At 60.0% G+C, this 14,405-nt stretch carries 14 protein-coding genes and 1 tRNA gene; 8 read left to right on the top strand and 7 right to left on the bottom strand.

Going from position 1 to position 14,405, the window contains the following annotated elements:
* The first annotated feature begins 31 nt into the window (after positions 1-31).
* The 5 genes from pdxH (at position 32) to SKA53_RS03035 (ending at position 5,996) form a co-directional block, all read left to right on the top strand.
* Entirely contained in the window at positions 32-637 is a 606-nt protein-coding gene (gene pdxH / locus SKA53_RS03015; RefSeq protein ID WP_007204572.1) for a pyridoxamine 5'-phosphate oxidase, read from the top strand.
* Positions 638-752: 115 nt separating this feature from the next.
* A complete protein-coding gene (locus tag SKA53_RS03020) occupies positions 753-1,280 on the top strand; it encodes a cold-shock protein (protein WP_007204573.1) in 528 nt (175 codons plus the stop codon).
* A complete protein-coding gene (locus SKA53_RS03025; protein WP_007204574.1) occupies positions 1,277-1,753 on the top strand; it encodes a DUF192 domain-containing protein in 477 nt (158 codons plus the stop codon). The genes SKA53_RS03020 and SKA53_RS03025 overlap by 4 nt, the downstream gene beginning before the upstream one ends.
* 43 nt (positions 1,754-1,796) lie before the next feature.
* Positions 1,797-1,873: transfer RNA gene (locus tag SKA53_RS03030), tRNA-Pro, on the top strand.
* A gap of 514 nt (positions 1,874-2,387) precedes the next feature.
* Complete coding sequence (locus tag SKA53_RS03035) at positions 2,388-5,996, top strand: vitamin B12-dependent ribonucleotide reductase (protein ID WP_007204575.1); 3,609 nt, start codon at positions 2,388-2,390, stop codon at positions 5,994-5,996.
* 93 nt (positions 5,997-6,089) lie between these two features.
* On the opposite strand, the gene SKA53_RS03040 is transcribed toward SKA53_RS03035, so the two are convergent.
* The 6 genes from SKA53_RS03040 to SKA53_RS03065 form a co-directional block, all read right to left on the bottom strand.
* Positions 6,090-6,518, bottom strand: a complete 429-nt coding sequence (locus SKA53_RS03040; protein WP_007204576.1) for a cupin domain-containing protein — start codon at positions 6,516-6,518, stop codon at positions 6,090-6,092.
* Between the two features lie 10 nt (positions 6,519-6,528).
* Complete coding sequence (locus SKA53_RS03045; RefSeq protein WP_007204577.1) at positions 6,529-7,167, bottom strand: DUF7002 family protein; 639 nt, start codon at positions 7,165-7,167, stop codon at positions 6,529-6,531.
* A 33-nt stretch (positions 7,168-7,200) separates the two neighbouring features.
* Positions 7,201-8,475, bottom strand: a complete 1,275-nt coding sequence (gene eno / locus SKA53_RS03050; RefSeq protein ID WP_007204578.1) for a phosphopyruvate hydratase — start codon at positions 8,473-8,475, stop codon at positions 7,201-7,203.
* Between the two features lie 41 nt (positions 8,476-8,516).
* Positions 8,517-9,407, bottom strand: a complete 891-nt coding sequence (locus SKA53_RS03055; RefSeq protein WP_007204579.1) for a DMT family transporter — start codon at positions 9,405-9,407, stop codon at positions 8,517-8,519.
* A gap of 3 nt (positions 9,408-9,410) precedes the next feature.
* Entirely contained in the window at positions 9,411-9,830 is a 420-nt protein-coding gene (locus tag SKA53_RS03060; RefSeq protein WP_007204580.1) for a Fur family transcriptional regulator, read from the bottom strand.
* A 70-nt stretch (positions 9,831-9,900) separates the two neighbouring features.
* Positions 9,901-10,707: a GNAT family N-acetyltransferase gene (locus SKA53_RS03065; RefSeq protein ID WP_007204581.1), complete on the bottom strand. Its 807-nt coding sequence runs from the start codon at positions 10,705-10,707 to the stop codon at positions 9,901-9,903.
* Positions 10,708-10,752: 45 nt separating this feature from the next.
* On the opposite strand from SKA53_RS03065, the gene SKA53_RS15490 reads away from it, so the two are divergent.
* On the top strand, positions 10,753-10,902 hold the full coding sequence (locus tag SKA53_RS15490) for a hypothetical protein (RefSeq protein ID WP_007204582.1): 150 nt from the start codon (positions 10,753-10,755) through the stop codon (positions 10,900-10,902).
* Positions 10,903-11,016: 114 nt separating this feature from the next.
* On the opposite strand, the gene tyrS is transcribed toward SKA53_RS15490, so the two are convergent.
* The gene (gene tyrS / locus SKA53_RS03070; protein ID WP_007204583.1) at positions 11,017-12,267 is read right to left on the bottom strand and encodes a tyrosine--tRNA ligase; all 1,251 of its coding nucleotides are present in this window, start codon (positions 12,265-12,267) and stop codon (positions 11,017-11,019) included.
* A gap of 61 nt (positions 12,268-12,328) precedes the next feature.
* On the opposite strand from tyrS, the gene SKA53_RS03075 reads away from it, so the two are divergent.
* Positions 12,329-13,438, top strand: a complete 1,110-nt coding sequence (locus SKA53_RS03075; protein ID WP_007204584.1) for an anhydro-N-acetylmuramic acid kinase — start codon at positions 12,329-12,331, stop codon at positions 13,436-13,438.
* Positions 13,439-13,700: 262 nt separating this feature from the next.
* Entirely contained in the window at positions 13,701-14,318 is a 618-nt protein-coding gene (locus SKA53_RS03080; RefSeq protein ID WP_007204585.1) for an outer membrane protein, read from the top strand.
* Positions 14,319-14,405 lie beyond the last annotated feature (87 nt).

Consider the following 14,405-nt stretch of genomic DNA (forward strand, 5'->3'; position numbering starts at 1 on the left):
CCTATCGCTTGGGGCATGGGGGAGATCGGCAATGTCTGATCGTGCTGGTATTTTTGCGGGTGAAGACCCTTTTGTTATTGCGCAGCAATGGCTGGCGTCGGCTGCGCAAACGGAGCCATCGGATCCGAATGCAATCGCCTTGGCCACTGTCGACGCCGCGGGTCTGCCGAATGTCCGCATGGTTCTGTTGAAAGAGATTGAACCGGAGGCCTTTGTTTTTTACACTAATTACGAAGGTCGCAAGGCTGTCGAGATTGATGCGTCGGGCAAGGCGGCATTTGTCATGCACTGGAAATCGTTGGCGCGGCAGGTCCGCGTCCGCGGGCTGGTGACGCGCGAAGACGGGCCGGTCGCGGATGCCTATTATGCAACCAGATCGCTGCCAAGCCGGATCGGCGCTTGGGCATCACGGCAATCGCAGCCGCTTGAAACGCGTGGCGCATTGATGGCAGAGGTCGCAAGAAAGACCCTGCAACTGGGACCAAATCCGGCGCGGCCGCCATATTGGGGTGGCTTCCGGATCACGCCGCTTGAAATAGAGTTCTGGGCAGATGGCGCTTTTCGTCTACATGACCGGTTTCGGTGGTCGCGAGAGACAAAAGACGACAATTGGAAGATCACCCGCCTGAGCCCCTAAGGGCCTGGCGATCAGATCGGCCCATATCAGTCCGGCCTTGGCCATGTGATATGCGGTGGAACGAAAAGTATACGGGCGTAGTGCGGGACGAGTGCCGCGTCAAAAGGAAGAGAAGATGGAAACGCTAGAGACCGCCTACCTTCGGCGGGTGCAAGGTCAGGTAAAGTGGTTTGATCCGACAAAGGGTTTCGGATTTGTTATTGCAGAGCTGGGCGGTCCAGACATCTTGCTGCATGCCAATGTGCTGCGCAATTTCGGGCAGGGGTCGGTCGTTGATGGATCGCGCATTGACCTGATGGTGCAAGATACCCAGCGCGGCCTGCAGGCGGTCGAGGTGATCTCGATCACGCCGCCACATGCGGATGCGGCATTACCGTTGCGCGATATGTCGGATTTCACGCCAGAGGACATCGCCAAACGGCCGATCGAGCCTGCCCGCGTCAAATGGTTCGACAAGGCCAAGGGATTCGGTTTCGCCAATGTGTTCGGCAGTTCGGACGATGTGTTCATCCATATCGAGGTCTTGCGCCGGTCCGGTCTGTCCGACCTGCAATCAGGCGAGGCGATTGGCCTGCGTCTGGTCGATGGCGAACGCGGGCGCATGGCGATCGACATTGTCGGTTGGGAAGCTGCGGCAAAATGAAGTCTCTGATTCTTGCGCTGGTTCTGGGGATGGCGGCTCCGCTGGCCGCCGCGGCCTGCGCCGAGGACCGCGTGACGATTCGGGGCGATTGGGGGCAGGCGACATTTACCGTCGAAATCGCCGATACCCCCGCGACCCGCGCGCAAGGGTTGATGCATGTCGAAACCATGCCACGCATGGCGGGGATGCTATTTGTTTATGAACGCCCCCAGGCGGTCAGTTTCTGGATGAAAAACACCCTGATTCCGCTGGATATGATCTTTGCCAGCCCGCAGGGCGAAATCCTGCGGGTGCATGAAAACGCGGTGCCGGGCGACCTGACCCCGATTCCCGGCGGCGACGGGGTGCAGATGGTGCTCGAGATCAATGGCGGGCTGGCCGCGCGGTTGGGAATTGCTGCTGGCGATATCATGCAGCACCCTGCTTTCGGGGCTGACGCAATTTTAGCTTGTCGCGAAAAGACCGACAGTTAGGGCTTTTCAAATCGGTTGAGGGGGTCTAAAGACAGCCTCGGTTCGGGGCGTAGCGCAGCCTGGTAGCGCATCTGTTTTGGGAACAGAGGGTCGGGAGTTCGAATCTCTCCGCCCCGACCATAAATCCAAGTTTTGTGAAATCGTAGCAATCGCCCTCGGGCTGTTGCTTTGGCGTTGCATGCGCTGCTGGCCGCCCAAGACTGGTGCCGGTCTGTGGATAATTCATGCCACAGGACAGAATTCACCGCTAAGTCAAAAGAGACAAAGACTTTCTTTGCAGCGCTTCGTGTCGGGGGGCTGTGGGTCGTTTGGTGGGTGAATCATCCGCCTGTTTTCGACGCACCCCCGTCGCTGCGCGTCAATCGAAAAAATCTGCATTTGGTGTTAAAAAAACGTTGACCCACTAGGTATAGATGCGCCACTTTAACCAAGCCGCCCAGACACCACCATATGTCGCGTCGGCGTGGGGACGACCAATTAACTAAGTACCAGGCTGGAATGTGTTTCCAAACAGACCGTGCATCGTACGGGCTGCGTCGGTTTGCTTGGTGAAATCGCCCTTTCAGGCTGCGCTGTGCAAATGGTGCTTAACAAATACGGGCTGCAACGACGGCCATCCAAAAGGGGCAGAGACATGAAAATCGAACGGAATTTCACGACCGAAGGCGCGGATGCTTATGCAGCGCTTGCGTTCAAGACCACGACCTCTGAGATCCGCAATCCGGATGGCACCATCGTATTCAAGCTCGATGATTGCGAAATTCCCGCAAGCTGGAGCCAGGTCGCATCCGACGTGATCGCGCAGAAGTATTTCCGCAAGGCCGGCGTGCCGTCTGCGACCACAAAGGTCAAAGAAAAGGGCGTGCCAGAATTTCTGTGGAAATCCGTTCCAGCCAAAAACGCGACATTCGGTGGTGAAATCAGCGCCAAGCAGGTGTTCGACCGTTTGGCGGGCGCCTGGACCTATTGGGGCTGGAAAGGCGGCTATTTCACAACCGAACAAGATGCGCGTGCCTATTTCGACGAAATGCGCCACATGCTGGCCAGCCAGCGCGCGGCCCCCAACAGCCCGCAGTGGTTCAATACCGGTCTGCATTGGGCCTACGGCATCGATGGTCCCGCACAGGGGCATTATTATGTCGATTACCAGACCGGCGAGCTGACCAAATCGACATCCAGCTATGAACATCCGCAGCCGCATGCCTGTTTCATCCAATCCGTCGCTGACGATCTGGTCAACGAAGGCGGAATCATGGACCTGTGGGTCCGCGAAGCCCGCCTGTTCAAATATGGCTCTGGCACCGGCACCAACTTCTCTTCCCTGCGGGGCGAGGGCGAAAAACTGTCCGGCGGTGGTAAATCATCCGGCCTGATGGGTTTCTTGAAAATCGGTGACCGCGCTGCCGGTGCGATCAAATCGGGCGGCACAACACGCCGTGCGGCCAAGATGGTCATCGTCGATGCCGACCACCCCGATATCGAGGAATTCATCAACTGGAAGGTGATCGAAGAACAAAAGGTGGCATCCATCGTCGCTGGTTCCAAGATGCACGAACGCTATCTGAACGCGATTTTCGCGGCGATCGAATCATGGGACGGCGAAGAAATTGCCGCCTATGATCCCAAGACCAACGAAACGCTGGCCGCCGCTGTGAAAGATGCAAAACGCTCGGCGATCCCAGAGACCTATATCAAGCGCGTGCTGGATTACGCCAAGCAGGGCCACACCAGCATCGAATTTCCGACCTATGACACCGATTGGGATTCCGAAGCCTATTCATCCGTGTCTGGCCAGAATTCCAACAACTCGATTCGCGTGACCGACGCCTTCCTCAAAGCTGTCGAAAACGACGAGATGTGGAAGCTGATCAACCGCAAGAACGGTGAAGTCGCGAAAATCATCAAGGCGCGCGATCTGTGGGAACAGGTGGGTCATGCCGCATGGGCCTGTGCCGATCCGGGCATCCAGTACCACGACACCGTCAACGCATGGCATACCTGCCCCGAAGATGGCGCGATCCGCGGATCGAACCCCTGTTCGGAATACATGTTCCTTGATGATACGGCCTGTAACCTTGCCTCGATGAACCTGCTGACGTTTTACAAGGACGGGCAGTTTCAGGTCGAAGATTACATGCACGCCACCCGTCTGTGGACCGTGACGCTGGAAATCTCTGTCATGATGGCGCAATTCCCGTCCAAGGAAATTGCCCAGCGGTCCTATGATTTCCGCACGCTGGGTCTGGGCTATGCCAATATCGGCGGTTTGCTGATGAATATGGGCTTTGGTTATGACAGCGCCGAAGGCCGCGCCATGGGTGCTGCGCTGACCGCGATCATGACCGGCGTATCCTATGCGACATCTGCGGAAATGGCAGGCGAGTTGGGCGCATTCCCCGGCTATGCCAAGAACGAAAAACACATGCTGCGCGTGATCCGCAACCACCGCAACGCGGCCTATGGCAAGACGGATGGCTATGAAGCACTGGATGTGAAACCCGTACCACTGGATCATGCCAATTGCCCTGACGACCGTCTGGTCAAACTGGCCGTGGAAAGCTGGGACGAGGCGCTGCGCCTGGGCGAGGCGCATGGCTATCGCAACGCGCAAGTCTCGGTCATCGCGCCGACCGGCACGATCGGTCTGGTGATGGATTGCGACACAACCGGGATCGAGCCTGATTTCGCATTGGTCAAGTTCAAGAAACTGGCCGGTGGCGGGTATTTCAAGATCATCAACCAATCGGTGCCGGCAGCACTCGAAAAGCTCGGCTACGGTTCGGCCCAGATCGAGGAAATCATCGCCTATGCAGTCGGTCACGGCTCAATGGGGCAGGCACCTGCGATCAACCACACGTCGCTGATCGGGCATGGTTTTGGTCAGGCGGAACTCGACAAGGTCGAAGGTGCGTTGCGCTCGGCCTTTGATATCCGCTTTGTGTTCAACCAATGGACGCTGGGGGCGGATTTCTGCACCAAAACGCTGGGCATCCCAGAGGCAAAGCTGAACGATCCAACCTTCGATCTGCTGCGCCATCTTGGCTATACCAAGCAGGATATCGAGGCGGCCAATGATCACGTCTGCGGAACCATGACGCTGGAAGGCGCGCCGTTCCTGCGCGAAGACCATTATTCGGTCTTCGATTGCGCCAACCCCTGCGGCAAGAAAGGCAAGCGTTATCTGAGCGTTGACAGCCATATCTATATGATGGCGGCGGCGCAGTCGTTCATCTCGGGCGCGATTTCCAAGACGATCAACATGCCCAATGACGCGACGATCGAGGATTGCCAGAAAGCCTATGAGCTGTCGTGGTCGCTCGGCGTGAAAGCCAATGCGCTCTACCGTGACGGATCGAAACTGTCGCAGCCACTGGCATCAGCGCTGGTCGAGGATGATGACGACGCGCGCGAAGTGCTGGAAAGCGGCAACCACCATGAAAAGGCCGCCGTTCTGGCCGAAAAGATCGTGGAAAAGATCATCGTCCGCGAAATCCGCAACCGCGAACGCGAAAAGATGCCGCAGCGGCGCAAAGGCTATACCCAAAAGGCCATCGTCGGCGGCCACAAGGTCTATCTGCGCACCGGCGAATACGAAGGCGGCAAATTGGGCGAAATCTTTATCGATATGCACAAGGAAGGGGCCGGTTTCCGCGCGATGATGAACAATTTCGCCATCGCCGTGTCCGTCGGCCTGCAATATGGTGTGCCGCTCGAAGAATTCGTCGATGCCTTCACCTTCACCAAGTTCGAACCCGCAGGCATGGTACAGGGCAACGACAGCATCAAGAATGCGACCTCGATCCTGGATTACATCTTCCGCGAATTGGCGGTGTCCTACCTCGACCGGACGGACCTCGCGCATGTCAAACCCGAAGGCGCGTCGTTCGATGATATCGGCCGTGGTGAAGCCGAAGGCGTTGCCAACGTCCGCACGCCCAGTGAAAACGCCGCCTCGCGCTCGCTTGAGGTTCTCAAACAGATTTCCTCGACTGGTTATCTGCGCAAACGGATGCCACAGGACCTGATGGCGCTGCAAACCGGCGTCAGCTCTGCGGCGCTTGTCAGCGGCACGGCGACAATGACAGCCGTGGTGGCGGAAACGGCCACCCTGTCGGCCCGCGACAAGGCCAAGATGCAGGGCTATGAAGGCGAAGCTTGCGGCGAATGTGGCAATTACACGCTGGTGCGCAACGGCACCTGCATGAAATGCAACACCTGCGGCGGAACTAGCGGCTGTAGCTAAGCCTGTTTCGTAAAAAAACCCGCCGCCCCCCAAGATTATGCTTTGGGGGCGGCGTTACGCTGTGGTCTTTCAACTTCTCTTTTCTAAAAATACTCAGGCGCGACCGCGTGGAATATCAAACCCCGGGTCCGCCAGCGTGAAACCGGCAAAATCAAACCCCGGCGATACGGTGCAGCCGACCAGCGTCCAGTCACCCGTGCTGCGCGCCGCCTGCCAATGCTGGTCCGGCACGATGATCTGCGGCAGCTGCCCCGCAATCAGATCAGGCCCCAGCACATGATCCACCGCAGGGCCTGCATCATCGGGCGACAACGACAGCACCAGCGGCGCACCGGCGTAATAATGCCAAATTTCAACAGCATCGACACGGTGCCAATGGCTGCCGGCGCCGGCCTTCAGCAGGAAATAAATGCAGGTGCCGACCGGACGGCCCGCGTTTTGCGCCACCCATGTCTGGCGGTAAAAGCCGCCTTCGGGATGCGGGGCCAATTGCAGATGGGCGATGATGTCGTCGGCGGTCATGGGCGGGCCTTTACTGGATGTCGGGGGCAAGATCGTAAAGCAAGCGGGCCGAGATGGCGCTGGTCAAGGATATTTCGCTGACCCTGTCGGTGCCGGTAACCAGGCCACGGTCGCGCCGGTTTCGGCGGAATGCGGTGATCCCATCGGTGGCGCGGCAATAAAGCCAGTCGCCACGCCGCGCCCGCGCGCCGCCTTGGCGGAAATTACCGCTGTTGATCGGCGACAGCCATAATGCGGGGCCAAGCGCGTCGAAAAGAGCGTCACTGTCAAACCAGATCAGCGCAATCTCGTTGTCACGCCTGATACTGTCGACAAAGGCGCGCCCCTTGTGGGCGGGCCAAAAGAACACGCGCCCATCCAGCTGGCGTGCCCAGCTGGTCGCGTCATGGCCGTCGATGATGCTGTTGGCGGCAGCCAACCCCTGCAAAATCGGCAGCTGATGGTTCAGCCGCGCGCTGGTGCTGTCGGGCAGCGTCAGCAAAACGCGGTCGCGGCGCAGCGCCAGCGTGGCAGGATCGCGCCGCGCCTTTTGCGCCAGCAGGGCAGGCGGCATCAACCCGTTCAGATGGATGCCCGCCAGGTTGCTGCGCGCGGTGCAATGCAAAAGCCGTGGCCCCACGGCCCGCAGAAATGCGGCGCGGGCCGTCATGGCGTGATCGTGTAGGGTGGGTTCAAACCCACCTTACCGCAGGATGCTGCGACCGGCATAGGTGGCGGTTTCGCCCAAGGCTTCTTCGATCCGGATCAGCTGGTTGTATTTCGCCAGACGGTCAGAGCGTGACAGCGACCCGGTCTTGATCTGGCCGCAATTGGTCGCAACGGCGAGGTCGGCAATGGTGACATCCTCGGTCTCGCCCGATCGATGCGACATCACATTGGTATAGCGCGCGCGATGCGCCATATCGACGGCTTGCAGCGTCTCGGTCAGGGTGCCGATCTGGTTGACCTTGACCAGCATGGAATTGGCGCAGCCACGTTTGATGCCTTCGGCCAGACGGGCAGGGTTGGTGACGAACAGATCATCACCGACCAGTTGGACCTTGTCACCGATCATGTCGGTCAGCAGTTTCCAGCCGTCCCAATCATCTTCGGCCATGCCGTCTTCGATGCTGATGATCGGGTAATCCGCGGCGAGTTTTGCCAGATAGGTGGCATTCTGTTCGCTGGACAACGAGGCCCCTTCGCCCGCCATTTCATATTTGCCGCCCTTGTAATATTCTGTCGCGGCGCAATCGAGCGCCAGATAGATATCGGCACCGGGCGCATAGCCCGCTTTTTCAATGGCTTTCATGATGAAATCCAGCGCCTCGCGGGTTGATCCTATGGCGGGGGCGAAACCGCCCTCATCGCCGATGCTGGTGCTGAAACCTGCGGCTGACAGTTCCTTTTTCAGCGTGTGGAACACTTCGGACCCCATGCGCACAGCCTCGCGGATATTGCTGGCGGCGACGGGCATGATCATGAATTCTTGGATATCAATCGGGTTGTCGGCATGTTCGCCGCCGTTGATGATGTTCATCATCGGCACGGGCAACATGCGGGCAGAGGTGCCGCCGATATAGCGATAAAGCGGCTGGCTGGTGAAATCGGCAGCCGCTTTCGCCACCGCCATCGACACGCCGAGGATGGCATTGGCCCCAAGGCGTGATTTGTTCGGCGTGCCGTCCAGTTCGATCATCGACATGTCGATGCCGACCTGTTCGGTGGCGTCAAACCCAAGGATCGCTTCGGCGATTTCGCCGTTCACGGCGGCGACCGCTTCCAGCACGCCTTTGCCCAGATAGCGCGATTTGTCACCGTCGCGGCGTTCGACCGCCTCATGCGCGCCGGTGGATGCCCCCGATGGCACGGCGGCGCGGCCCATGGTGCCGTCTTCCAGGATCACATCGACTTCGACCGTGGGGTTGCCCCGGCTGTCGAGGATTTCGCGGGCGTGGATGTCGATGATCGTGGTCATGAAAGGCTCCTTTGGAAGCGATGTTAGCGGTATCAGTGTGTCTATATCGTGGCTTCTGCCACAAGGGAAGCGCGGCGCATCCGGGCCTCGCGCCAGAGCGTGAAGATGCCGGAGGTGATGATGATGGCCGCCCCGGCCAGCGTTGCGGCATCGGGTCTTTCGCCAAGCACGACAAATCCGATTGCCAGTGCAAAAATCATACGGCTGTAACGAAAGGATGAAATCACGCCGGCATTGCCAAAGCGGGTGGCGGCGATAATCGACAGATAGGACATCACCCCGATAAAAACCCCTGCCAGCACCAGCGCCCAGGTGCCTGCATCCGGCTGGACCAGCGGTTCGCCCGGCGCGATCATCAGCACAAGCGAGGCGGGCAGCACGAAGGCAAAGGCATGGATGCCCAATTGCACCCCCGACAGCGTGACATGCAGCGCGCGTGTCAACAGATCACGCGACGCCAGCGCCAGCATGCCTGCAACAGCCAGCAGCGTGGCGGGGTTGAACCCGTCCAATCCGGGGCGGATGATCAGCAGCACCCCGCCAAAGCCCACAATGATCGCGATCCAGCGCCGCCAGCCGATGCTTTGCCCCAAAAACAGCCCCGCACCCATCGCCACCACCAAAGGTGTCGCCTGAATGACCGCCGATACTGTGGTCAGTGGCACCAGCGACAATGCCAGCGAAATCAGGCAGGTACCGACCACTTCGCACAGGCTGCGCAGGATCACGCGGGGGTTGCGGTAATCCGTCTGCCACAAAGGGATGCGTTGCACCAAAGACCAGCCCAGAAGCAGCGCCAGAATACCGATGCTGATCAGCGCCAGCGCTTGGCCCACGGACATGGATTGCGACAATACCTTTATCGTTGTGTCAAGCAGCGCGAAACAGAACATCGCCAGCACCATGAAGGCTGCACCGCGCAGGTTTTCCAAAGCTCAGTGGTCCTTTTTCTTCACGGGCAACCCGTAGAGTTCCAGCCGATGCCCCATCAACCGGTACCCTAGCTTGGCAGCGATGCGTTCTTGCAGCGCCTCGATCTCGGGATCGACAAATTCGATCACTTCGCCGGTGTGCATGTCGATCAGATGGTCATGGTGGTCGCGGTCTGCGGCCTCGTATCTTGCGCGGCCGTCGCCGAATTCGTGTTTTTCAAGAATGCCCGATTCCTCGAACAATTTGACGGTCCTGTACACTGTCGCCAGCGAAATGCGCGGGTCGACAGCCACGGCGCGGTTGTACAATTCTTCGACATCGGGGTGGTCATCGGCAGATTCCAGCACGCCCGCGATGACCCGGCGTTGGTCGGTCAGGCGCAGGCCTTGTGCCTCGCAGCGGGAAAGGATGGTATCTGTCATGCGCAGTCCGGATATTCGTCTGTTCCCGTCTTAACGGCCGATCCATGCGCTGGCCAGACGTGATTGCCCATCACAGCCATGGCACCTTGATCCATGTACCACCCAACTGGCGGATCACGGCCCCCGTGCCGATCTTGAACCGTGCAAGGCCGGGGCTGTTGTGCGTATCGACGAGCCCCAGATCAAGCCTGCAATAGCCTTTTGTGGCATGGTCACAGGCGGCGGCGATCAGGATCTTGTGATGCGCGCCGCACTGCCGCCCTGCATCGGATGTCCAGCCAAGGTGATAGGTGATGACCGGTGCGTGCCGCAAGAACAGCATTGCCGCGATAGGTGCGCCAGCCTGTGCTGCCGTATAGACCACAGCAGCATCGCGCCCCGTCGCGGCAAAGGCCGCGATCAGCGCATGGGGCAGAGCGCGGTAGCGCGCGCGGCGTTGTTGCGCATGTTCGGCCTGCAGCAGCCAGCCATGCGCGCGCGCGCAAAACGGCGCTGTTGTCAGCGTCAGATCGCCCGCCTTGCGCCATGTCGCGCGCCATTTGGGATGGAGCCGCGCCAGAATATCCCCGTCCAGCGGCATTTCAGCCACCGAGGCCGCGCTATGCGTCTGCTGGAACCCCGCCTGTCGCAGCGCGGGATCAGGCATTTCGGCGTTGAGCAGGTGCAGCCGCGCCTGCCGCAAGGCGGCGATACGCTGTTGCGGCGACGTATCAAGGTCGAACACCGGCCCGCGCGAGGCGAAACGAATGCCCCAGCGCTGTACAATCTGCAAGCTGCCCCCCTGCGGCAGGGCCATGCTGCGCGTCACCACCCCCAAGGCGGACAGGGCGGCGGCAAAACGCGGATGCTGTTGCAGCGGATAGGGGCGGCTTTTCATGACTTGGTTAAGACATCAGATACCTAAGGCTGCGTTAATGGGCGCATGACAAACGAGAATCGTAAAACCCGCGCCGTGCATGGCGTCACAGCCCCGCCTGTGCGGCCCACTGTGCTGGGGGCGGCACTGGTTGCGGGGGCTGTCAGCTTGCCCGTCGGGATCACGATCCAGCTGATCAGCCTGCTGGTGCTTTAGGAACCGCGCATGGCCTTGGCCCGCACGGTTGCCGCCACGGTTGCCTCTGGCGCGAATTGACGCGCTCCAAAGATGAGGGAAGCGGGCGCCGGCCGTGACGCTGGCGCAAAGGCGCTAGCCCAGCTGCACCAGCGCGTGGCGTTTCTTGCCGGCGCTCAGTTTGATCGGCTGTGCCAGCATCGTGGCATCGACCATCAGCCCCGCGTCTGTCAGCGGTTCGTCATTCAGCCGCGCGCCGTTTTCTGCGATCAGGCGCTTGGCTTCTTTGCCGGTGGCGGCAAGGCCCGCGCGCACGATGATCTGCGCAATCGACATGCCGTCGCCCAGTTCTGCGGCCCCCAGCGTCAGCGTGGGCAGGTCGTCACCGACACCGCCTTTTTCAAAGACTTCGCGCGCGGTGGCCTCTGCCGTCGTCGCAGCCTCGGCGCCGTGCAGCAGGGCGGTGACTTCATTGGCAAGGATGATCTTGGCGGCGTTGATATCGGAGCCTTGCAAGGCCCCCAGACGATTGCATTCGTCCAGCGGCAATTCGGTGTAAAGCTTCAGGAACCGCCCCGTATCGGCATCGGTCGTATTGCGCCAGAATTGCCAGAATTCGTAAGGCGACAGCATGTCGGCGTTCAGCCAGACAGCGCCCCCCGCAGATTTGCCCATCTTGCGCCCATCGGATGTGGTCAGCAAGGGCGAGGTCAGGCCATAGATTTCATGGTCCAGCACCCGGCGTGTCAGGTCGATGCCGTTGATGATATTGCCCCATTGATCCGACCCGCCCATCTGCAACAGGCAGCCATAGCGCCGGTTGAGTTCCAGAAAATCATAGGCCTGCAGGATCATGTAGTTGAATTCGAGGAAGGACAAAGATTGTTCACGATCCAGCCGCGATTTCACGCTTTCGAATGCCAGCATCCGGTTGACGCTGAAATGCCGCCCGATGTCGCGCAAAAAATCGAGGTAATTCAACTGATCCAGCCATTCGGCATTGTTCAGCATCAAGGCATCGGTTGGTCCGTCACCATAGGTCAGGTATTTGGCGAACACCTGCTGCATGCCTGCGATATTCGCGTCGATCTGGTCAGCTGTCAGCAAGGGGCGTTCATCGGCGCGAAAGCTGGGGTCACCGACCTTGGTCGTGCCGCCACCCATCAAGGTGATCGGCTGATGGCCGGTCTTTTGCAGCCAGCGCAGCATCATGATGTTCAGCAAATGCCCGACATGCAGCGATTTCGCTGTCGCGTCATAGCCAATATAGGTCGTCACCACCCCACGGCTGAGCGCATCGTCCAGCCCTTGATAATCGGTGCAATCGGCCAGAAAGCCGCGCTCCATCATCACGGACATGAAATCGGATTTGGGGTGGTAAGTCATGGATATGTTCCTAATCTCGCACCAGCACTCTATAATCAGCGCAAGTGATGAGGGAAAGCAGATGTTGGAGGGGATTGCTGTCACCGCGCTTGGCACCATGTCGGGCACGTCGCTTGACGGGGTCGATGCCGCAGTGGTCGAAACCGACGGCGTGCGTATTTTCGGGTTCGGGCCAGTCGCCTATCGCGCCTATAGCGGTGCGGAACAGGATGTGCTGCGCGCGGCCTTGGGCCTTTGGCCGGATCAGGATGTCACCGCTGCCGCCCGCATCGTCGAAGATGCGCATATCGCGGTGATGGCGGGGTTTCGCGATGTCGCGGTTGCGGGGTTTCACGGGCAGACATTGGCGCATGATCCGCGCGGGCGCGGCACGCATCAATGCGGCGACGGCGACAGGCTGGCCGCGGCGCTAAATTATCCGGTGGTCTGGGATTTTCGCAGTGCCGATGTTGCGGCAGGCGGGCAGGGCGCGCCACTGGCGCCGTTTTACCATTTCGCATTGGCCAAATGGATCGGGGCGCGCGCGCCGGTGGCGTTTTTGAACCTTGGTGGCGTTGGCAACCTGACATGGGTCGATCCGGCCTGCGCCGATCCGGCTGATCCGGGCGCCTTGCTGGCCTTTGATACCGGTCCTGCCAATGCGCCGATCAACGACGCGATGCGCGCGCGGCTGGGGCGGGGATATGACGACAACGGGCAGGTGGCGGCAGCGGGGGTGCCGGATGTCGCGTCGCTTGCTGCATTTTGCGCTGATCCCTATTTCGCCCTGCCGCCACCCAAGTCGCTGGACCGCGATCATTTTCGCGCGCTTGGTCCGGCCACAGCGCATCTGGGCGATGCCGATGCCATCGCCACGCTGACCCAAGCCGTAGTCTGGTCGGTTGCATCGGCAATGGCGCAATGCCCGCGCCCGCCTGCGCGGTTGCTGGTCACCGGCGGCGGGCGGCGCAATGCCACGCTGATGGCGGGGCTTGCTGCAATCTGCGGTTTGCCCGTCGATCCGGTCGAGGCGGTGGGGCTGGATGGTGACATGCTCGAAGCGCAGGCGTTTGGCTATCTTGCGGTGCGCGTGCTGCGCGGCTTGCCGATTTCTGCTCCCGGTACGACCGGTGTCCCAAGGCCCGCGCGCGGCGGGCGTGTGAGCGTCCCGCGCGGGCGGACCCAGACCTGACCCGCACCAGCGTGGTGGCCCTGCACGTTATCGTATCGGCCAGGCACCCCGGGCCACGAAACGGGCTTAGCCATTCAAGTCACTTGATATTTTTTCGTGTCGATGTTGCGATTATAGCGCAAAATTAGGCGGATACTGGCCGAGCAGGGTGCATTTTGGGGTAAACGTAGCGGTTGAGTTCACACCGCCGTGAGGTGGTATTGAACCGAACTGTTTAGTTGTCAAATGCCGATCACAAGACAACCCAAAATGGAGAAGACAAATGACAACGACATTCAAATTCGTACGGACCGCCATGCTGGCAGCGCCATTCGCAGTTGCAGCAGGCATGTCCGCCGCGGGCGGCATGGCCCAGCCAGTGGAAACAGTGGCACCCACACCTGTCGCGCCCGCCCCCATGATGGCCAGCACCGACTGGACCGGGTTTTACGCCGGTGGCCAGCTTGGCTATGCCGATGTGACCGGCAGCGGTACGACCGCTGATGTCGATGGTGCGATCTATGGTGTGCATGGCGGCTATATGTATGATCTGGGTAGCGTCGTTCTGGGTGGCGAGGTCGATTACGACCTGAGCAGCATCGACAACGTGGCAGGCACCGCTGATCTGGACGATATCATGCGCGTCAAGGCGCGTGTCGGCTATGATGCAGGCGCGTTTCTGCCATATGTGACCGGCGGCGTCGTGCGGGCCAACACATCCGGTCCCGATCTGGAAGTCGACGGCGACTTTTACGGTCTGGGCGTTGCATATAAATATGCCGACAATATCGTGTTCGGTGGTGAAGTGCTGCAGCACAAGTTCTACGAAGGTGATGCAGCAACGCTTACCGACACATTGCGCGCCACAACGGCAACGGCCCGCGTGTCCTACCAGTTCTGATCTGACGCTTTGATCCGATCCAAGGGCCTGCGCATCACGCGTGGGCCCTTTTTTATTGCCATGGGCCGCGTTTGGCGCTAGGCGGAT

Source organism: Yoonia vestfoldensis SKA53, from assembly GCF_000152785.1.
Classification (GTDB): Bacteria; Pseudomonadota; Alphaproteobacteria; order Rhodobacterales; family Rhodobacteraceae; genus Yoonia; species Yoonia vestfoldensis_A.

Coding starts and splice junctions, on each gene's coding strand:
- SKA53_RS03035 (WP_007204575.1), top strand. CDS start 2,388: ATGAAAATCGAACGGAATTTCACGACCGAAGGCGCGGATGCTTATGCA.
- eno (WP_007204578.1), bottom strand. CDS start 8,475: ATGACCACGATCATCGACATCCACGCCCGCGAAATCCTCGACAGCCGG.
- SKA53_RS03075 (WP_007204584.1), top strand. CDS start 12,329: ATGTTGGAGGGGATTGCTGTCACCGCGCTTGGCACCATGTCGGGCACG.
- SKA53_RS03060 (WP_007204580.1), bottom strand. CDS start 9,830: ATGACAGATACCATCCTTTCCCGCTGCGAGGCACAAGGCCTGCGCCTG.
- SKA53_RS03040 (WP_007204576.1), bottom strand. CDS start 6,518: ATGACCGCCGACGACATCATCGCCCATCTGCAATTGGCCCCGCATCCC.
- SKA53_RS03045 (WP_007204577.1), bottom strand. CDS start 7,167: ATGACGGCCCGCGCCGCATTTCTGCGGGCCGTGGGGCCACGGCTTTTG.
- SKA53_RS03065 (WP_007204581.1), bottom strand. CDS start 10,707: ATGAAAAGCCGCCCCTATCCGCTGCAACAGCATCCGCGTTTTGCCGCC.
- SKA53_RS03080 (WP_007204585.1), top strand. CDS start 13,701: ATGACAACGACATTCAAATTCGTACGGACCGCCATGCTGGCAGCGCCA.
- pdxH (WP_007204572.1), top strand. CDS start 32: ATGTCTGATCGTGCTGGTATTTTTGCGGGTGAAGACCCTTTTGTTATT.
- tyrS (WP_007204583.1), bottom strand. CDS start 12,267: ATGACTTACCACCCCAAATCCGATTTCATGTCCGTGATGATGGAGCGC.
- SKA53_RS03020 (WP_007204573.1), top strand. CDS start 753: ATGGAAACGCTAGAGACCGCCTACCTTCGGCGGGTGCAAGGTCAGGTA.
- SKA53_RS15490 (WP_007204582.1), top strand. CDS start 10,753: ATGACAAACGAGAATCGTAAAACCCGCGCCGTGCATGGCGTCACAGCC.
- SKA53_RS03025 (WP_007204574.1), top strand. CDS start 1,277: ATGAAGTCTCTGATTCTTGCGCTGGTTCTGGGGATGGCGGCTCCGCTG.